The organism is Pseudomonas sp. NFACC43 (assembly GCF_900119645.1).
Taxonomy (GTDB): domain Bacteria; phylum Pseudomonadota; class Gammaproteobacteria; order Pseudomonadales; family Pseudomonadaceae; genus Aquipseudomonas.
Genome location: NZ_FPKK01000020.1, coordinates 37,178 through 54,229, shown reverse-complemented (window position 1 = coordinate 54,229; position 17,052 = coordinate 37,178). Strand labels below are relative to the sequence as shown.

Genomic DNA, 17,052 nt, shown 5'->3' with positions numbered 1-17,052 from the left:
ATGCAACGATCCCGGTGAACGCTATTTGAGTCCCAACCGCCGCGCCAGTTTGTGCAGGTTGCTGGGATCGACCTCCAGCAACCGCGCCGCGCCGGCCCAGTTCTGCCCGCAGCGCTCCAGGGCCTTGAGAATCGCCTGCCGCTGGCAAGCGTCGACGGTTTCATTCAAGGGCAGCAACGGTGCGTCGTCCGTCTGCGCGGGCGAATCCGGCCGGGCTTGCGCGGGGCCGACGCTGGCGCTGACATCCAGGTCCAGCACCTGGGGTTCCAGGGTCATGATCAGGCTGCGGTTGGCGCCCCGGCTCAGTTCCTTCAATGCCGCGCGGCTGATCACGTGTTCCAGCTCACGCACGTTGCCAGGCCAGGTATACGCCAGCAGCGCCTGCTCGGCGGCCGGTGACAGGCGCAGGCCGCGCAGGCCCAGCCGTGTGCGGTTCAGTTCGAGGAAGTGCCCGGCCAGCATCAACACGTCGTGGCCGCGCTCGCGCAGGGGCGGGATCGGTACCGGGTAGACCGAAAGCCGGTGGTACAGATCGGCGCGAAACAGCCCGTCGCGGATGCTGTCGGGCAGATGCCGGTTGGTGGCGGCGATGATGCGCACATCGACGTGCAGCGGCTTGTCGGCGCCCAGGCGCTGGATCTCGCCGTTCTGCAAGGTGCGCAGCAATTTGGCCTGTACGCTCAACGGCAGCTCACCCACCTCATCGAGGAACAGCGTGCCGCCATTGGCCGCGTCGAAGCGGCCGGCACGATCGGTCGTGGCGCCGGAGAACGCGCCCTTGACGTGGCCGAACAGCTCGCTCTCCGCCAGGGACTCCGGCAGCGCCGCGCAGTTGACCTGCACCAGCGGCTTGCGGCCGCGCCGGGACAGTCGGTGCAGACGTCGGGCGAACAGCTCCTTGCCCACCCCAGTCTCTCCCAGCAACAGCACCGGCAGTTCGGAATCGGCCAGCACGTCCAGCTCGTTGAGCAACTGCTGCAGCCCTTCGCTGCGGCCGATGATTTCGCCCTCTTCGGCCGGCAGGCGCAGGTCCGAGGGGTCGCTGCGCGAAGCCCGCAGGCTGCGGTTCTCCTGTTCGAGCCGGGTGACCCGTACCGCCGCTTCGATTTGCAGGGTGCACCGCTTGAGCTCCTCCCGGGCCCGGCTGTCGAAGGTGCCGGCGTGCAGTGCATCCAGGGTGATCGCACCCCAGAGGCGCCCTTCCACGTACAGGCTCACACCCATGCAATCGTGCACCGGCAACGGCTCGCCCACATGATGATCGAGCAGGCCGTCATAAGGATCCGGCAAGCGACTGTCGGGTTCGAACCAGGTGGGCTCGCGCGACGCCATGATGGCCGCCAACCGAGGATGCTGGGCAATCACGAATCGGCGGCCCAGCGCCTCATGGACCAGGCCCACGGTCGCTACGGGCCGGAGGCTGTCGTCGTCCAGGCGCAACAGCGCCACGGCACCGCTGTTGAAATATTCGCGCAGGGTCTGCACCAGACGCTGCAACCGCACGGCATTGGGCAGCTCGACGATCAGGTCGGCGGCCAGGCTTTCACGCAGCATGGTAATGAGTACCCTCCAGGGTTCGTTTGACCCCTTGCAAACAGGGTGATAATCACCCCCTGTAAAAATTTTCCTTTGCCTTTCAGTAACTTGAATCTGGCACACGGACTGCAACGTCCGGTCATCTGTCCCTCCCGGGATTCAACCCAAGGAAACATGATGAACCTCGACCTGCTGGAACGAAGCCTCGGCCAACTGGCCTGTGACATTCCCGGTGCCACCCGCACCTTTCACCATTACAACCTCGACTTCTGCTGCGGCGGACAGAAGACCTTGCGCGAAGCGGCCCTGGTCAAGGGCCTGAACCCGCTCCTGATCGCCGACGCCCTCAGCACGCTGCAGGCCGCCGGGGAGCCGGGCCATGATTGGCGCGACGAACCCCAGGAGCGCCTGATCGCCCACATCCTGGAACGCTATCATGCCCGCCACCGCGAACAGTTGCCGGAACTGATCCGCCTGGCTCGCCGTGTGGAACAGGTGCATGGCGCCCGCGCCACGTGCCCCAACGGCCTGGCCGACCACCTGCAGGACCTGTATCAGGAACTCGAAGGCCACATGCTCAAGGAGGAACAGGTGCTGTTCCCGATGCTGCAAGGCGGACTCGGTGATCGGGCCTCGGCGCCGATCCAGGTGCTGCGCTACGAACACGACCAGCACGGCGAAGCCCTGGAAATCATGCTGGACCTCACCGACCAGATCACCCCGCCAGCCGATGCCTGCAATACCTGGCGCGCCCTGTACCGCGGGCTCGTGGAGCTGCGGGACGACCTGATGCAGCACATTCACCTGGAGAACAACGTGCTGTTCGTCAATGCGATGCAGCCGACTCGCTGACCCTCAAACAGCGCATTGCCCCCTGTGCAAGCGAGCTCCAGCAGGGGGTTGATGTCGTTCAACCTGTTCGGCCCCTCCTGGATCCAGTGTTGGCCTTCACCTCCCTGCTCAAAACTGCCAATAGAACATCGCCTTGGCCAACACCACGATCAACACCATGTGTGCCAGGATACTGCGCCGCAGCCAGCAGCCTCGCGACGGGCTCAGCCGACCACGGGTCAACCAGTAGGCCAGCAACAGATAGTGTCCGATGATGCTCGAAGCCAACAGGATCTTCAGGCTCAGCAGCAGGCCGAAGCTGTTGCTCAAGGGCTGGCTCAATGCGCCACGATGCTGCCAGGCCAGGCCGATACCGGCGCCATACAGCAACAGCACCACACCATGCAGCACATGGCGCGAGCGTCGGGCGATGGCCTGCTCGGCAGCCTCCCGTGCACCTTCGGCCAGAGGCCGGCGGGCCGCGTGCCAGATGCACACCTCGAAAAACAAGGTGCCGATGAAGGCGATGGCCGCCAACAGATGCGTGACCAGCAAGACCCCATACATCATCGTTCGCCTCCGTCCGCAGGACTCATCCCGGATGCCCGTCCACCCGGGCCTGCAACAGCATCGGACCGTAGCGCCAGGCATAGAGCCCGAACGCCAGCGTCCAGCAGAGTCCCGCCAGCCAAAGGGCGGCCAACGGAAACACCATCACCAGCAACACGCGGCTCAGGCCGGCGAGGTTGAGCAGGATGAACGCCAGGGTCATGCCCGACGGCGGCTCGAGCGGTCGCCCGGTATGGCCCAGGCTGACCCGTGCGATCATCGCCAGGATCAACCCGGCCATGGCGCCGATGCTCAGGCTGTGCACCGCCAGGCTCGGATTCAGCGGCACGCCGAAATGCCAGAGCGCCATGCCCAGGCAAGCCAGCACCAGCCAGGCATAGGCCAGGTGCAGCGACCACAGCAGCGGGACCCGCCACAGGTCCCGATCATGCCAACGCACCAGACGAATTCCGTGCCCGACCGCCAGCCCGGCGAACAGCAGGCCACACACGGGGTTGACGGTCAGCGCCGTGCCGAACGCGTACAGCAGCGCCACCCATGCCGACCCCGCCAGCAGCAGCCAGTCGAGCCACGGCCAGGGGGCAACGCCCTCTACCCGGCCGAGGCCTCGCTGGGTGAAGAACGGAATGACTCGCCCGCCGATCAACCCCATCATCGCCGCCACCAGCCACAGGCCAGTGAGCACGCTCTGGCGCTGCAGAGCGTCGTCATGCCGGGCCAGGCCATAGATGGATAACCCATCGGCCGCGGCCAGCAACAGCAACACCAGCACGACCGGGTAATTGCGCTTCTGCCGCACGCGCCACAGCATGCTGCCCATCAAGGCCGCCACCGCCACGGCGAATCCCAGCTCCAACACCAGCAGCAACGGCCAGGGTGCCGCGCCCAGCCAGGCCAGACGCGCCCCCAGCCAAACCATCGCCAGGGCCGCCAGGCGCCTGCCGCTGAGCCCCGGCGTCCCCGTCCAGGTCTGTACCGCCGTCAGCAGGAACCCGGCGATGATCGCCAGGCCGAAGCCGAACAGCAGCTCATGACGGTGCCAGGCCAACCAGCCGCCCGCCGGCTGCCAGGCCGACAGGTGCCCTGTGAACACCGACAGCCACAACGGTATCGCCACAAGGGCGAGCACGCAGCCGGCCAGGAAAAACGGCCGGAACGCCAGGCGCCACAACGGCAGGATGGCCATGGCCTTGCGACGGTCGAGCACTTGCATACACCACTCCTTTGCCTCATCTGGCTCGCCAGGGAGGTACGACAAATCAGGGTTCGAATGATCGGCTATCGCCGCAGACCGGCCTTGTCTCAGATCAAGCCAGCCCGTCGGCGACGCTGCGCCTTCGACCCTCACTTGCAAGGGGCTTGCCGGACACGACCACGCTCCCCAGGCCCTGCCCAGGCAGACCCGGCGCAACCCTGCGGGAGCGGGGCTGGCCGGGGCTGCGAGGCGTGTCGGACACGGAACCGACAGCCACGCGGCGATGGAAAGCCTGTCCATCGTCCGAAAAAACTGTAGCAGGAAAGGTAGTTATTACCCGTTCAGGGTTGTTTTTACCCTGATCTATCAGGGTAATTTTTACCCTCATCGACGACAAAGCCCCAGGGAACCACGCTCGGCCCCCTGGCCCGCCTCTTGCTCAGGGACGGCATAGTCTTCTGCCCTGGGGTGCCCCATGAAACATGTCGCTTTGCCGCTTGCCTGGTTCGTCGTGCTGTCCTGCATCGTGGCCCTGGCCAGCGGTCTGTCCCTGAGCCTGCTCTGACCCGAACCTTCATTTTCCATCACAAGGATCCACGCCATGGTGCTCCACCGTGTCCATCACCAGATCTTGCGCAGCCATCATCTGTTCGAGCCCCTGAACGAAGAACAGCTCGACGAATTGATGAGTACCAGTCAACTGCTGAACATCGACAAGGGTGATCCGCTGTTCCGCCAGGGCGAACCGGCGCAGGCGTTCTACTTCGTGATTGCCGGGGCGGTGAAGATCTACCGGCTCACCCCCGACGGCCAGGAGAAAGTCTTCGAGGTCATCGGCGAACGCCAGACCTTCGCCGAGGCCATGATGCTGATGGACACCCCCAACTATGTCGCCTCCGCCGATGCGGTCGGCCCGACCCAGCTGTATCGCCTGTCCAATGCCACCTATATGCGCCTGCTGCAAAGCAACAGCCGGCTGACCTTCGCCCTGCTCGGCAAGCTGTGCGTGCGCCTGCATCAACGGGTCAACGAAATCGAGACCCTGTCGCTGAAGAACGCCACCCACCGCGTGGTTCGCTACCTGCTGACGCAGCTGGTACGCCTGCAAACCGTGGACAGCCAGTTCGAGTTGCCGATGGCCAAGCAGTTGATCGCCGGCCACCTGTCCATCCAGCCGGAAACGTTTTCGCGAATCATCCGGCGCTTGATCGATGAAAAGATCATCACCCAGGACGGTCGCCAGATCGCAATCCTCGATCGCCTGCGCCTGGAGCAATTCGAATGAGCCCACGCCCCATCTGCCTGTATTGCCAACAGGCCAACCCTGCCAGTGAAACCCAATGCCGCCAGTGCGGCATGCCCCTGCCGGCCGAGGCGGCACTGGCTGGGGCACGGCGGGTGCGCCGTTTCACCTGGTTCTGCGTAGGGCTGGCGGTATTGTGCGTGGCGATGTTCTTCTGGTTGCCTCGCGACATCGCCTGACACCTCAATCCTGGGTCAATTGCCGGTACAGCTGCGGAAGGCGTAGCGGCAGTTGCTCGGGCTGGCGAATCAAGGTGTAGCCGTTGGCCCCGAACATGTACGGCAGATAATCCCCCGCCTCGCGATCGATGGTGATGCAGAACGGCGTCACCCCCTGGCGGCGGGCTTCCAGCACGGCCTGGCGAGTATCCTCCACACCGTAGCGGCCCTCATACAGGTCCAGGTCATTGGGCTTGCCGTCACTGAGCAGCAGCAACAGCCTGCGACGCCGCTTGCAGCCTGCCAGGCGTTGCGTGGCCTGCCGGATAGCGGCGCCCATGCGCGTGTAATAACCGGGCTTGAGGCCCTGGATACGGCCGCGGGCCTGGTCATCGTAGTGCTGGTGGAATGTCTTGAGCTCATACATCCGCACCTGCTGGCGACGCAGGGATGAAAAGCCGTACAAGGCAAAGTCGTCCCCCAGCACCGACAGCGTTTCGGCGAACAGCAGCAGGCTGTCGCGGATCACATCGATCACCCGGTGCTCATCGTTGAGATGGGCATCGGTGGACATCGACAGGTCGGCCAGCAGCAGGCAGGCCAGGTCGCGGCGGGTCTGGCGTTGCTCCATGAACAGGCCACGCTCGCTGCACGGTCCTTGCCGGCGCTCGACGTGAAAATCCAGCCAGGCCTGCAGATCCAGTTCCGAACCCTGGGTTTGCTGGCGCAACCACTGCCGGTCGTTGCGCAGATGCTCGAACTGGCGGCGCAACCGCTGGGCCGGGGAACGCAGACGTGCTGGCAACGGTTGGGGTTCGCAGTCGCGAGGAGCAAACGTCTGCAAGCTGACGAAATCATCCTGTAGGCGCTGTTTGCGGTAGTCCCATTCCGGCAACAGGATGCCTTCGCCCAGCGGCATGTCATCCGCGTCGGCTGGCGGCAGGTCCAGATGCAGTTTCAAGCCACCGCCCTTGCGCAACCGCGTGCGCGACAGGGTCAGTTGATCGAGGTCTTCGGCCACCCGGGCGGCGTGCGGATCCTCGCTGTCGTCCGACCAGCGATCCAGGTCCACGTGCTCGGTCCAACTGAACAGGTTTTCCAGGCGCACGATGAGCAGGCCGCCGTCACGACTGGTTTCGTCGATGCGTTCGGCGCGCTTGCGTCCACCCTGCTGTTCACCCGGCGGTGTCGCCAGGTACTGATCGGACTCTTCGAGATCGGCGCCTTGGGGATTGGCCAGATGCCGGGGCGGATATAACCAGAGCGGAAGCGGCCAGGCTGCCCGTTCGCTGCGCGGGAAATGCTCGACACTGCCGGGCTCGCGCAGGGCCTGGCACAACGCGCGCTCCAGGGCCGCTTCAGCCGGGTCGAGTGTGGCCGGATCGGGGCGCAGCGCCAAGTGCGTTTCCACCAACCGCCGGTAGCGAGGACGCAGCACCGGGTAGCGCTGCAATACCGCCTGGGTCCAGCGCTGGTTGTCCCGCCCCCAGTGCCTCATCGGCCCCGACTGCGCGGCCAGCAACGCGAGCCATCGATACAGCTCTTCGTTCAGGCCGACATCGGGAAACGCCGCCAGGCTCGCCGGCAGACGCAGGTTATTGCCGTCGCAGCAAGCCAGGGGTACTCGCTTGCAGGTGCCGGCGATCTGCTGCAACAGGTTGCGACGTAGCAGCAGATCACGGTCGCTGACCGCCTCCACACCCAACTGGCGAGAACCGCCCGTGGCGTGAAACAGCACTTGAAGGGCGCGTAGTCGCGCATTCAATTCCACCCGTGCTTCGGGAAAATCCACACTGGCGCGACGGGTGATGAAACGGTGCCAGACACTGCCGACCCATTCTTCCAGCTCCAGGGTGAATGCCATGGTTATTCTCCTCTTAAGCCGAACCCATTGTGGCGAGGGGATTCATCCCGCTGGGGCGTGAATCGGCCCCTGCATCCGGTCTGATACACCGCAGTAGCAGACCTTTTGGAGCTGCTTCGCAGCCCAGCGGGGATGAATCCCCTTGCCACAAATGGGTCCGGACTAACCACTGTGGTGACTCACGAAGGCACCACCGCCGCCGGTGCACGCAGCGCCGCACGCCCCCGTTGACGGAAGCTGAACAGGTAGCAGAGCAACCCGAGCAGGAACCCGACGCCACTGACCAGGCGCGCCCAGAACAGCGGCTTGAGCTGATCCATGGTGGCCATGAACGGCAAGGCACTGCCATCCACCGCCCAGCGTTGCAGCCATACCTGGACGACACCGGCCGCGGTGAGGAACAAGGTGATCATTACCATCGACAGGGTCATCAGCCAGAAGCCCCAGACTTCCAGTCGCTGGGAACGCTCGTCCGCCGCTTCGCCCAGTCCGCGCAGGCGCGGCATGGCATAGCTGATCAGTGTCATGACGATCATCGCGTAGGCGCCGTAGAACGCCAGGTGACCATGGGCCGCGGTCAGTTGCGAGCCGTGGGTGTAGTAGTTCACCGGTGCCAGGGTGTGCAGGAAACCCCAGACGCCCGCCCCGAAGAAGGCAGTGACCGTGGTGCCCTTGGCCCACAGCGTCGCCGCACGGTTCGGGTGTTGCCGCCGACGGTTCTTCACCATGCTGAAGGCGAAGACCACCATTGCCAGGAACGGCAGCGGCTCCATGGCCGAGAAGATCGAGCCGACCCACAGCCAGACCTCGGGCGCGCCGATCCAGAAGAAGTGGTGGCCGGTGCCGATGATCCCGGTGATCAGCGCCATGGCGATGATCACATAGAGCCATTTCTCCACCACCTCCCGGTCCACGCCGGTGACCTTGATCAGCACGAAGGCCAGCATCGAGCCCATGATCAGCTCCCACACGCCTTCCACCCAAAGATGCACCACCCACCACCAGTAATACTTGTCGCGGGCCAGGTTTTCCGGGTTGTAGAAGGAGAACAGGAAGAACACCGCCAGGCCGATCAGGCCTGTCATCATCACCATGCTGACCGTGGTCTTGCGGCCCTTGAGCAGTGTCATGCCGATGTTGTAGAGAAAGCCCAGGCACACCACCACGATACCCATCTTGGTGATGGTCGGCTGCTCCAGGAACTCCCGCCCCATGGTGGGCAGCAGGTCGTTGCCGGTGACTTTCGCCAGTGTCGCGTAGGGTACCGAGAGGTAACCCAGGATGGTCATCACGCCCGCGGCGGCGAACACCCAGAACAACAGCAGCGCCAGTTTCGGGCTGTGCAACTCGCGATCGGCCTCCTCCGGCACCAGGTAGTAAGCCGCGCCCATGAAGCCGAACAGCAGCCACACGATCAGCAGGTTGGTGTGGACCATGCGGGCCACGTTGAAGGGGATCAGCGGGAACAGGAAGTCGCCGACCACGTATTGCAGGCCCATGATCAAACCGAACAGCACCTGTCCCAGGAACAGCATCAGGGCAAACACGAAGTAGGGTTTGGCGACGGCTTGCGAGGCGAATTTCAGATGCGGATTAGCCATGCTCATCTCTCAGCCCTCCTTGTTTGGCGGCCAGCCATTGGTGTTGATTTTCGAGCTCCACTTGAGGAATTCGCCGAGGTCGTCGACTTCCTGCTCGCTCAGGTTGAACTGCGGCATGGCCCGGCGCCCAGGGGCTCCCAAGGGCTGCATTTTCATCCAGGCCTGGAGGAACGGCTTGAAGGCTTCCTCGCCACCGCGCCGGTTGATCACATTGCCCAGCTCCGGCGCGAAATAAGCGCCCTCGCCCAGCAGCGTGTGGCAACCGATGCAGTTGTTGCGCTCCCAGACGCCCTTGCCGCGAATCACCGACTCGCTCAGTTGGGCCTGGTTGCTACGGTCTGGAAAGGTCTGTTCGGTGTGGTAGGTCAGGGCCAGGAATATCAGGAAGAAGAAGATGCTCCCCCCGAAATAAATATTCCTGGCCATGCCTTTGGTGAAGGTATCTGACATGGTCACTTCCTCATTGCTTGGCGTGTTCATTCTAGGAAGCGAGGGCTCTGAAACCGCTTGATGGCAATCAAGAATCTCCGATGGTTTTGGTGGGTTGTTCCGCCACCGCCCAAAAGGCAGGTGAGCTTTTATGGCAGGGGTTGTTTTGTGGCGAGGGATTCTGTGTTCACAGGTTCAGGCGGGTGTGATGACGATCCCTATTACACTCGCCAACAGCACCGCCCAGCTCAGCACCAACCAACGCCACAACCGCGGCGCATGGCGCAGTTCCATGAAGCCGTCGGCGATCAACCAGGCCTTGCCCACCGCGACCGCCAGGATGGCGATGGATACCAGCCCGGTGGCGGCGACCTGGCCCAGGGCGACAGTACCGATGCTCAGCACGACCAGCATCGACCAGCAGGCGATCAGGACACGGGAAGCCGGCACGAGCACCTCCGCTCAATCGAGCACGTAGACAACCGGAAACAGCACCACCCAAACCAGGTCCACCATGTGCCAATACAGCACACCGGACTCCAACCCGCTGCAACGCTGCGAATCATGGCGACGCCGCCGGCAGCGCTCGGCCAGCCAGCCGAGGATCACCATGCCCAGCAGCACATGCAGGAAATGGAACGCCGTGAGGATCCAGTACAACGTGAAAAACGTGTTGCGCTCCAGGCCCAGGCCGCTAGCCGAAAGATGGGCATATTCGGTGAGTTTGATCCCCACGTAGCCCGACGCGAACAGCAACGCCAGCCACAGCGACACCGCGCCCCGCCGTGGCCGATCCTGCCGGACCTGTTCCTGGGCCAGTGCGGCGAACAGTCCGGCGGTGAGCAGGCTGAGGGTCATGGCCAGGCCGGTGGAGCGATCCAGCAGTTGCCGGCCTTCGCTGAACATTTGCGGATGCAACGCCTGGGCGACGGTGAAGGCCAGGATCAGCAGTGCGAACACCGACAATTCGGCGAGGATGAAAAACCACATCGCCAGGTCACCCGGCAAACGCCGGGCCACCGCCACGGGCTCAACCGAAGTGGACATCGACCACTTCCATCAACGCCGCGACGGTCTGCGGATCGTCGCTCAACGGCTCGGCCAGGCACGCCAGGCAGGCCTGGCGCGGCTCCATCCCGGCGCCGATCATCCGCGCCGCGAATATCAACAGGCGGGTCGATGCCACTTCTTCCAGGTCATGCTGGTCGAGCCGGCGCAACGCCTGTCCCAACCGCACCACCTGGGCCGCCAGGGCCGGGTCCACCGCGGCCTCGCGAGCCACGATGCGCTCCTCGTCCGGCACCGCAGGATAACCGAAGCGCATCGCCACGAAACGCTGGCGCGTGCTGGGTTTCATGCCCTTGAGCAGGTTCTGGTAACCCGGGTTGTAAGACACCACCAGCATGAACGACGGCGGCGCCTGGAGCACCTCGCCGGTGCGCTCCAGATACAGCTGGCGGCGATCGTCGGCCAGCGGATGCAAAACGACCGCCGTGTCCTGGCGCGCCTCCACCACTTCGTCCAGGTAGCAGATGCCGCCCTCGCGCACCGCGCGGGTCAATGGTCCGTCCTGCCACCAGGTGCCCTGGGCGCCGATCAGGTGGCGGCCCACCAGGTCGGCGGCACTCAGGTCGTCGTGGCACGCCACCGTGTACAGCGGCAGTTTGAGGCGGTGGGCCATGTGCTGGACAAAACGGGTCTTGCCGCAACCCGTGGGCCCCTTGATCAGCACCGGCATGCCATGGCGCCAGGCCTGCTCGAACAGCGCAGGTTCGTTGTCCTGGGGTTGATAGAAAGGCTCGTCCGGTTGGTGGAGCGTGTGGCTCGGGTTCATGGCAAGGCCTGCTGGAACAATACGATTACCGGCCACGCTACGGGCCCCTGCGACAACCTGGCAAGGAGCTCGGCGGGCAAACTTGATCGACGTCAAGCGAGTAATCACAGGCCAGGGAATAGCCTTGCATCGCACCCGGAACCTGCGCGCCGAACATCCATTACAGCGCAGCGCGGGTCATGCCTGAGGAGAAATGGAATGCTGATCAGCCACAAAAAATCGTGGGTCCTGAGGGTCACGGCGCTGTGTACCGCGCTGGTGGCGTCCCACGCCTTCGCCGACCAATCCGCCGCCCCCGACCAGCCTCGCCTGGTCAAGACCGAAGGCGCACCGGACCTGAGCCAGGCCGACTTCGACGCGGCCAAGGAAATCTATTTCCAGCGCTGCGCCGGCTGCCACGGTGTCCTGCGCAAAGGCGCCACCGGCAAGCCGCTGACACCGGACATCACCCAGTCGCGCGGCCAGGCCTATCTGGAAGCGCTGATCACCTACGGCTCGGCCGCCGGCATGCCGAACTGGGGCACCTCCAACGCCCTGACCAAGGACCAGATCACGGTCATGGCCAAGTTTATCCAGCACACCCCGCCGACACCCCCTGAATGGGGCATGGCCGAGACGCTCAAGACCTGGAAAGTGCTGGTCAAGCCTGAGGATCGGCCCACCCGGCAACTCAACTCCCTGAACCTGCAGAACCTGTTCTCGGTGACCCTGCGCGACGATGGCAAGATCGCCCTGATCGACGGGGACAGCAAGCAGATCGTCAAGCTGATCGACACCGGCTATGCGGTGCACATTTCTCGCATCTCCGCTTCGGGACGCTACCTGCTGGTGATCGGCCGGGACGCCAAGATCGACATGATCGACCTGTGGCCGAAGGAGCCGACCAAGGTCGCCGAAATCAAGGTGGGCATCGAGGCCCGCTCGGTGGAAACCTCCAAGTTCAAGGGCTATGAAGACAAGTACGCCATAGCCGGTTCGTACTGGCCGCCGCAGTTCACCATCATGGACGGCGAGACCCTGGAGCCCAGGCAGATCGTCTCGACCCGGGGCATGACGGTCGATACCCAGCAATACCATCCCGAGCCCCGGGTCGCGGCCATCATCGCGTCTCACGAATGGCCGGAGTTCATCGTCAATGTCAAGGAAACCGGCAAGGTGATGCTGGTCAACTACCAGGACATCAAGAACCTCACCATCACCAGCATCGACGCCGCGCCATTCCTCCATGACGGCGGTTGGGACAGCAGCCACCGCTACTTCATGACGGCCGCCAACAACTCCAACAAGGTCGCGGTGATCGATTCCAAGGAGCGCAAGCTCACCGCCCTGGTGGACGTGGGCAAGACCCCGCACCCGGGTCGTGGCGCCAACTTCGACCACCCGCTCTACGGCCCCGTCTGGGCCACCAGCCACCTGGGCGACGCCGGGGTCTCGCTGATCGGCACCGACCCGCTCAAGCATCCGCAATATGCCTGGAAGCAGGTCGGCTCGCTCCAGGGCCAGGGCGGCGGTTCGTTGTTCATCAAGACCCATCCCCAGTCCCGTCACCTGTACGTCGACACCACCCTGAGCCCCGACGCCAAGCTCAGCCAGTCGGTGGCGGTGTTCGACATCGACAAGCTCGACGCCGGCTACAAGGTGCTGCCGATCGCCGAATACGCCGGAATCAGGAAAGGCGCGCTGCGAGTGGTGCAACCGGAATACAACAAGGCCGGCGATGAGGTCTGGTTCTCGGTCTGGAGTGGTCAGGAAGACGAGTCGGCGCTGGTGGTGATCGACGACAAGACCCTCAAGGTCAAGAACGTGATCAAGGACAAGCGCCTGATCACCCCGACCGGAAAATTCAACGTCTACAACACCCAACACGACATCTATTGAGCCCCATCAATAAGAGGAAAAACCATGAAGCCTATTCTGATTGCGTTGGCCTTGACTGCCGCCTACGGCCTGCCGGCGTCGGCGCAAGACGGCCCGACGCTGTTCAAGAGCAAGCCCTGCGCCGCCTGCCACTCCATCGACACCAAGGTGGTGGGCCCGGCGCTCAAGGAGGTGGCGGCGAAGAATGCCGGCGTCGCCGGGGCACAGGAGGTACTGGCCAAGCACATCAAGGAAGGGACCCAGGGAAACTGGGGCCCGATGCCAATGCCGGCCAACCCCGTGACCGAAGAGGAAGCCAAGATCCTCGCGGCGTGGGTCTTGACTCTTAAATAACGCTCAAGGAGTCCATCCCTGTGGCGAGGGATTTATCCCCTCGTCACAGGAGCGCGCACGATTTCAATTCAGGAGGCGTCATGGAACGACACAGCACTGCAATCTCGATGACCACCCTCCTCTTCGCTTTCTCTTCCTGCGTGCTGGCCGCTCCCGACCACCAGCGCCAGGCTCAATTGCAACACCTGCTGGACCAGGACTGTGGCGCCTGCCACGGCCTGTACCTGACCGGCGGCCTCGGCCCTCCCCTGACCCATGAAGCCCTGGCCGGTAAATCCCGCGACAGCCTCATCGCCACCGTCACCTTCGGCCGCCCCGGCAGCGCCATGCCCGGTTGGGCGGCACTGCTCGCTCCCGACGATATCCGCTGGCTGGTGGACCGGCTCCTTCAAGGAAAACCCGCCTCATGATCCGTTCTCTCCTGTCCTTCACGGCCATCGCCATGCTGCTGTCGGCTTGCGCCCAGACGCCGCTGCGCGGCACAGGTGACCTGGGGGTGGTGGTGGAGCGCGCCACCGGCAGCCTGCAGATCATCGAGAGCGACACCCATACCGCCCTCGCTCGTGTCGAAGGGCTGGGCGATCTGTCACATGCCTCGGTGGTGTTTTCCCGGGACCAGCGTTATGCCTACGTGTTCGGCCGCGATGGCGGCTTGAGCAAGGTCGACCTGCTCAGCGCACGTATCGATCGCCGCATCATCCAGGGCGGTAACAGCATCGGCGGGGCGATCAGCCAGGACGGCAAGCTGATCGCCGTCTCCAACTACGAGCCCGGGGGCGTCAAGGTGTTCGATGCCCGGACCCTGGAGCAGGTCGCCGACATTCCCGCCACACCGCTGCCTGACAGGCAGAAGCGCTCCCGGGTGGTGGGCCTGGTGGATGCACCGGGGCAACGCTTCGTCTTCAGCCTGTTCGACACCGGGGAAATCTGGAGCGCCGATTTCAGCCAGGGCCCAACGCCACGAATCGAACGTTTCACAGGCATCGGCCAGCAACCCTATGACGCGCTGATCACCCCGGACGGTCGCTATTACATGGCCGGACTGTTCGGCGAGGACGGCATGGCCCAACTCGACCTGTGGCACCCCGAACGCGGCGTGAAACGTGTACTCGGACACTACGGGCGCGGCCAGGCCAGGCTCCCGGTGTACAAGATGCCTCATCTGGAAGGTTGGGCCATGGCCGACCGACACGCCTTCGTGCCCGCCGTCGGTCATCACCAGGTGCTGGTGATGGACGCTCGGCGCTGGCAGCCGGTCGATGCCATCGCCGTGGCCGGCCAGCCGGTGTTTGTCACGGCACGCCCGGATGGCCGGCAGCTGTGGGTCAACTTCGCCTACCCGGATAACGACCGCGTCCAGGTCATCGACACCCAGACCCACGCCATCGTCGCCGACCTGAAGCCGGGACCTGCGGTGCTGCACATGGAATTCACCGCGAGGGGCGACCAGATGTGGTTGTCTGTCCGGGACGGCGGCGAGGTGCAGGTGTGGGATCCGTACCGGCTCGAGCGACTGGCCACCCTGCCCGCCCAGAGCCCCAGCGGGATTTTCTTCAGCAGCCGCGCCCACAAGCCGGGGTACTGAGCATGAACACCGCCTCGCTCTCCCGTCGCCTGATCGACCGTTTTCAGCATGGCATGCCGTTGTGCCCGCAGCCTTACCAGGCCATGGCCGAGGCCTTGGGTTGTACGCAAGCCCAGGTGCTCGACTGCCTGCAACACCTGCAACTGGCCGGCACCCTGTCGAGGATCGGCCCGGTGTTCGAGCACACCCGGGCCGGCGCCAGCACCCTGGCAGCCCTGGCGGTGCCCGTGGACCGCCTGCATCAGGTGGCGGCCCGCGTCAGCCATTACCCGGAGGTCAATCACAACTACGCCAGGGAACACCGCTACAACCTGTGGTTCGTGCTCACCGGCCCCGACCGCGCCCACCTGGACAACATTCTCCTGGAGCTGGAAAGAGACACCGGCCTCACGCCGTTGGACCTGCCCATGCTGACCGCCTACCGCATCGACCTGGGCTTCGCCCTGGAGGCTGCTGATGAATAACGCGTTGAGCGAACGACAATCCCTGGCCCTGCGCCGTCTCCTGGAAACGGGACTGCCCCTGACCCCGCGCCCTTTCCAGGCGCTGGCCGGGCAGATCGAAGCCCGCGAAGAACAGGTCCTCGAACAGATGCGGCAATGGCATCAAGAGGGGTTGTTCCGGCGGGTCGGCCTGGTGGTCAACCATCGTGCCCTGGGCTTCGCCGCCAACGCCATGCTGGTACTGGACGTACCGGATGCCCTGGTGGACGAAGTGGGTCGCCGCCTTGGCCAGGCCCCGGGAATCAGCCTCTGCTACCAGCGTCCGCGACGCCTGCCCCAGTGGCAATACAACCTGTTCTGCATGATCCATGGACGCCAGCGTGACCGCGTACAGGCACAGGTCAAGGCCCTGCTCGAACAGCACCTGCTGGACGACCTGCCCCATGAATTGCTGTTCAGCTCCCATCTGTTCAAGCAGTGCGGCGGGCGATACGCCCCTCCTGCCGGAGCGCGTCTCGATGGATGACCTGGATCGACGCCTGATCAACCGCCTGCAACTGGGCCTGCCGCTGGTACGTCAGCCCTGGCAGGCATTGGCCCATGAACTGGGTAGCAGCAGTACCGAACTGCTCGACCGATTGCATGAGCTGCTCAATGACGGCGTGCTCACCCGTTTCGGCCCGATGTTCGACATCGATCGACTGGGCGGGGCGTTCACCCTGGCCGCCCTGGCGGTGCCCGAGCCGCGCTTCGACACCATCGCCGAGCTGCTCAACGGCATGCCCGAGGTGGCCCACAACTACCGTCGCGAGCACGCCTGGAACATGTGGTTCGTACTCGCCTGCTCCAGCGAACAGGCGATCACCGACACCCTGCTGCGCATCGAGCGCCTGACAGGCCTGGTACCGCTGAACCTGCCCAAGGAGGAGACATACCATGTCGGCCTGTATTTCCCCGTGTGATTCGTTGCTGTCCACGCCGCCTGCGGCGCCAGCGACTTCGGTACGGCGGTTGGTGGAACTGACCCAGGCCGGCCTGCCGCTGGTGGACGACCCCTGGGGGTGGCTGGCCGAACAGCTGGGGCTGAGCGTGGAAGCGACCCTCGACCTGCTCAAGTGCCTGCAGGCCGAAGGCGCCATCCGTCGCATCGCCGCCGTTCCCAATCACTACCGCCTGGGCTACCGCCACAACGGCATGACGGTCTGGGACGTGGCCGATGCCGACGTCCCGCGCCTCGGTGCCCTGTTGGGCGCGCAGCCCTTCGTCAGCCACTGCTACCGCCGTCCGCGCCAGCCCGGCTGGCGCTACAACCTGTTCGCCATGGTGCATGGCCGCAGCCGCGAAGAGATCGACCGCTACCGCGAACATTTGCGGTATCTGCTGGGCGAGGCCTGCGCCGCCGACGACATGCTGGTGAGCAGCCGCATCCTGAAGAAAACCGGCCTGCGCCTGCCCTCCCCCTAGGCGTTGTATGAAAGAGTGCCTGCGCGAC

The 17,052-nt window shown here is 64.4% G+C and carries 20 protein-coding genes; 11 read left to right on the top strand and 9 right to left on the bottom strand.

All coding sequences use genetic code 11. From position 1 onward, the window contains the following. Positions 1-21 precede the first annotated feature (21 nt). A complete protein-coding gene (gene norR, locus BT179_RS24450) occupies positions 22-1,554 on the bottom strand; it encodes a nitric oxide reductase transcriptional regulator NorR (protein WP_072398785.1) in 1,533 nt (510 codons plus the stop codon). A gap of 159 nt (positions 1,555-1,713) precedes the next feature. Here norR and ytfE point away from each other — a divergent pair, with 159 nt between their 5' ends. Next, positions 1,714-2,388 carry an iron-sulfur cluster repair protein YtfE gene (gene ytfE, locus BT179_RS24445; RefSeq protein WP_072432085.1) on the top strand — a complete coding sequence of 225 codons (675 nt, stop codon included), beginning with the start codon at positions 1,714-1,716 and terminating at the stop codon, positions 2,386-2,388. Positions 2,389-2,496: 108 nt separating this feature from the next. On the opposite strand, the gene BT179_RS24440 is transcribed toward ytfE, so the two are convergent. Both BT179_RS24440 and BT179_RS24435 read right to left on the bottom strand, forming a co-directional pair. Continuing rightward, complete coding sequence (locus tag BT179_RS24440) at positions 2,497-2,937, bottom strand: hypothetical protein (protein WP_072432086.1); 441 nt, start codon at positions 2,935-2,937, stop codon at positions 2,497-2,499. A gap of 22 nt (positions 2,938-2,959) precedes the next feature. After that, complete coding sequence (locus tag BT179_RS24435; RefSeq protein ID WP_072432087.1) at positions 2,960-4,150, bottom strand: NnrS family protein; 1,191 nt, start codon at positions 4,148-4,150, stop codon at positions 2,960-2,962. Positions 4,151-4,733: 583 nt separating this feature from the next. Between BT179_RS24435 and BT179_RS24430 the strand changes: the two genes are divergently transcribed. Further along, a complete protein-coding gene (locus tag BT179_RS24430) occupies positions 4,734-5,417 on the top strand; it encodes a Crp/Fnr family transcriptional regulator (RefSeq protein WP_072398789.1) in 684 nt (227 codons plus the stop codon). After that, positions 5,414-5,614, top strand: coding sequence for a protein DnrP (locus BT179_RS24425; protein WP_072398790.1), 201 nt, complete (start codon positions 5,414-5,416; stop codon positions 5,612-5,614). The genes BT179_RS24430 and BT179_RS24425 overlap by 4 nt, the downstream gene beginning before the upstream one ends. A 4-nt stretch (positions 5,615-5,618) precedes the next feature. On the opposite strand, the gene BT179_RS24420 is transcribed toward BT179_RS24425, so the two are convergent. The 6 genes from BT179_RS24420 to BT179_RS24395 form a co-directional block, all read right to left on the bottom strand. Further along, on the bottom strand, positions 5,619-7,457 hold the full coding sequence (locus tag BT179_RS24420) for a nitric oxide reductase activation protein NorD (RefSeq protein ID WP_072398791.1): 1,839 nt from the start codon (positions 7,455-7,457) through the stop codon (positions 5,619-5,621). Between the two features lie 179 nt (positions 7,458-7,636). Beyond that, the gene (locus BT179_RS24415) at positions 7,637-9,064 is read right to left on the bottom strand and encodes a cbb3-type cytochrome c oxidase subunit I (RefSeq protein WP_072398792.1); all 1,428 of its coding nucleotides are present in this window, start codon (positions 9,062-9,064) and stop codon (positions 7,637-7,639) included. A 3-nt stretch (positions 9,065-9,067) separates the two neighbouring features. Then, positions 9,068-9,508: a c-type cytochrome gene (locus BT179_RS24410; RefSeq protein WP_072398793.1), complete on the bottom strand. Its 441-nt coding sequence runs from the start codon at positions 9,506-9,508 to the stop codon at positions 9,068-9,070. Positions 9,509-9,682: 174 nt separating this feature from the next. Continuing rightward, the gene (locus BT179_RS24405) at positions 9,683-9,937 is read right to left on the bottom strand and encodes a cytochrome C oxidase subunit IV family protein (RefSeq protein WP_072398822.1); all 255 of its coding nucleotides are present in this window, start codon (positions 9,935-9,937) and stop codon (positions 9,683-9,685) included. A gap of 12 nt (positions 9,938-9,949) precedes the next feature. Next, a complete protein-coding gene (locus BT179_RS24400) occupies positions 9,950-10,534 on the bottom strand; it encodes a cytochrome c oxidase subunit 3 family protein (RefSeq protein ID WP_072398794.1) in 585 nt (194 codons plus the stop codon). Continuing rightward, positions 10,518-11,321 carry a CbbQ/NirQ/NorQ/GpvN family protein gene (locus BT179_RS24395; RefSeq protein ID WP_072398795.1) on the bottom strand — a complete coding sequence of 268 codons (804 nt, stop codon included), beginning with the start codon at positions 11,319-11,321 and terminating at the stop codon, positions 10,518-10,520. The genes BT179_RS24400 and BT179_RS24395 overlap by 17 nt, the downstream gene beginning before the upstream one ends. A 198-nt stretch (positions 11,322-11,519) precedes the next feature. On the opposite strand from BT179_RS24395, the gene BT179_RS24390 reads away from it, so the two are divergent. From BT179_RS24390 to BT179_RS24355, 8 genes are all read left to right on the top strand, one after another. Next, positions 11,520-13,199 (top strand): cytochrome D1 domain-containing protein, encoded by a 1,680-nt coding sequence (locus BT179_RS24390; protein ID WP_072432088.1) that lies wholly within the window; start codon positions 11,520-11,522, stop codon positions 13,197-13,199. Between the two features lie 24 nt (positions 13,200-13,223). Next, complete coding sequence (locus BT179_RS24385) at positions 13,224-13,532, top strand: c-type cytochrome (RefSeq protein WP_072432089.1); 309 nt, start codon at positions 13,224-13,226, stop codon at positions 13,530-13,532. A gap of 107 nt (positions 13,533-13,639) precedes the next feature. Further along, positions 13,640-13,942: a c-type cytochrome gene (locus BT179_RS24380; protein WP_231991136.1), complete on the top strand. Its 303-nt coding sequence runs from the start codon at positions 13,640-13,642 to the stop codon at positions 13,940-13,942. Further along, the gene (locus tag BT179_RS24375) at positions 13,939-15,117 is read left to right on the top strand and encodes a cytochrome D1 domain-containing protein (protein WP_072398799.1); all 1,179 of its coding nucleotides are present in this window, start codon (positions 13,939-13,941) and stop codon (positions 15,115-15,117) included. Before BT179_RS24380 ends, BT179_RS24375 begins: the two co-directional genes overlap by 4 nt. A gap of 2 nt (positions 15,118-15,119) precedes the next feature. Further along, positions 15,120-15,581, top strand: a complete 462-nt coding sequence (locus tag BT179_RS24370) for an Lrp/AsnC family transcriptional regulator (protein WP_072398800.1) — start codon at positions 15,120-15,122, stop codon at positions 15,579-15,581. Continuing rightward, the gene (locus tag BT179_RS24365) at positions 15,574-16,086 is read left to right on the top strand and encodes a siroheme decarboxylase subunit beta (protein WP_072398801.1); all 513 of its coding nucleotides are present in this window, start codon (positions 15,574-15,576) and stop codon (positions 16,084-16,086) included. Before BT179_RS24370 ends, BT179_RS24365 begins: the two co-directional genes overlap by 8 nt. Further along, positions 16,079-16,522, top strand: a complete 444-nt coding sequence (locus BT179_RS24360; protein ID WP_072398802.1) for an Lrp/AsnC family transcriptional regulator — start codon at positions 16,079-16,081, stop codon at positions 16,520-16,522. The genes BT179_RS24365 and BT179_RS24360 overlap by 8 nt, the downstream gene beginning before the upstream one ends. Further along, on the top strand, positions 16,497-17,024 hold the full coding sequence (locus BT179_RS24355) for a siroheme decarboxylase subunit beta (RefSeq protein WP_072432090.1): 528 nt from the start codon (positions 16,497-16,499) through the stop codon (positions 17,022-17,024). Before BT179_RS24360 ends, BT179_RS24355 begins: the two co-directional genes overlap by 26 nt. Positions 17,025-17,052 lie beyond the last annotated feature (28 nt).

What these genes read in the sequence shown, in the direction of transcription:
- BT179_RS24435 (WP_072432087.1), bottom strand. Translation starts at nt 4,150, where the DNA reads ATGCAAGTGCTCGACCGTCGCAAGGCCATGGCCATCCTGCCGTTGTGG.
- BT179_RS24440 (WP_072432086.1), bottom strand. Translation starts at nt 2,937, where the DNA reads ATGATGTATGGGGTCTTGCTGGTCACGCATCTGTTGGCGGCCATCGCC.
- BT179_RS24395 (WP_072398795.1), bottom strand. Translation starts at nt 11,321, where the DNA reads ATGAACCCGAGCCACACGCTCCACCAACCGGACGAGCCTTTCTATCAA.
- BT179_RS24380 (WP_231991136.1), top strand. Translation starts at nt 13,640, where the DNA reads ATGACCACCCTCCTCTTCGCTTTCTCTTCCTGCGTGCTGGCCGCTCCC.
- BT179_RS24355 (WP_072432090.1), top strand. Translation starts at nt 16,497, where the DNA reads ATGTCGGCCTGTATTTCCCCGTGTGATTCGTTGCTGTCCACGCCGCCT.
- BT179_RS24360 (WP_072398802.1), top strand. Translation starts at nt 16,079, where the DNA reads ATGGATGACCTGGATCGACGCCTGATCAACCGCCTGCAACTGGGCCTG.
- BT179_RS24390 (WP_072432088.1), top strand. Translation starts at nt 11,520, where the DNA reads ATGCTGATCAGCCACAAAAAATCGTGGGTCCTGAGGGTCACGGCGCTG.
- BT179_RS24410 (WP_072398793.1), bottom strand. Translation starts at nt 9,508, where the DNA reads ATGTCAGATACCTTCACCAAAGGCATGGCCAGGAATATTTATTTCGGG.
- BT179_RS24375 (WP_072398799.1), top strand. Translation starts at nt 13,939, where the DNA reads ATGATCCGTTCTCTCCTGTCCTTCACGGCCATCGCCATGCTGCTGTCG.
- BT179_RS24415 (WP_072398792.1), bottom strand. Translation starts at nt 9,064, where the DNA reads ATGAGCATGGCTAATCCGCATCTGAAATTCGCCTCGCAAGCCGTCGCC.
- BT179_RS24420 (WP_072398791.1), bottom strand. Translation starts at nt 7,457, where the DNA reads ATGGCATTCACCCTGGAGCTGGAAGAATGGGTCGGCAGTGTCTGGCAC.
- BT179_RS24365 (WP_072398801.1), top strand. Translation starts at nt 15,574, where the DNA reads ATGAATAACGCGTTGAGCGAACGACAATCCCTGGCCCTGCGCCGTCTC.
- norR (WP_072398785.1), bottom strand. Translation starts at nt 1,554, where the DNA reads ATGCTGCGTGAAAGCCTGGCCGCCGACCTGATCGTCGAGCTGCCCAAT.
- ytfE (WP_072432085.1), top strand. Translation starts at nt 1,714, where the DNA reads ATGAACCTCGACCTGCTGGAACGAAGCCTCGGCCAACTGGCCTGTGAC.
- BT179_RS24370 (WP_072398800.1), top strand. Translation starts at nt 15,120, where the DNA reads ATGAACACCGCCTCGCTCTCCCGTCGCCTGATCGACCGTTTTCAGCAT.
- BT179_RS24425 (WP_072398790.1), top strand. Translation starts at nt 5,414, where the DNA reads ATGAGCCCACGCCCCATCTGCCTGTATTGCCAACAGGCCAACCCTGCC.
- BT179_RS24385 (WP_072432089.1), top strand. Translation starts at nt 13,224, where the DNA reads ATGAAGCCTATTCTGATTGCGTTGGCCTTGACTGCCGCCTACGGCCTG.
- BT179_RS24400 (WP_072398794.1), bottom strand. Translation starts at nt 10,534, where the DNA reads ATGTCCACTTCGGTTGAGCCCGTGGCGGTGGCCCGGCGTTTGCCGGGT.
- BT179_RS24430 (WP_072398789.1), top strand. Translation starts at nt 4,734, where the DNA reads ATGGTGCTCCACCGTGTCCATCACCAGATCTTGCGCAGCCATCATCTG.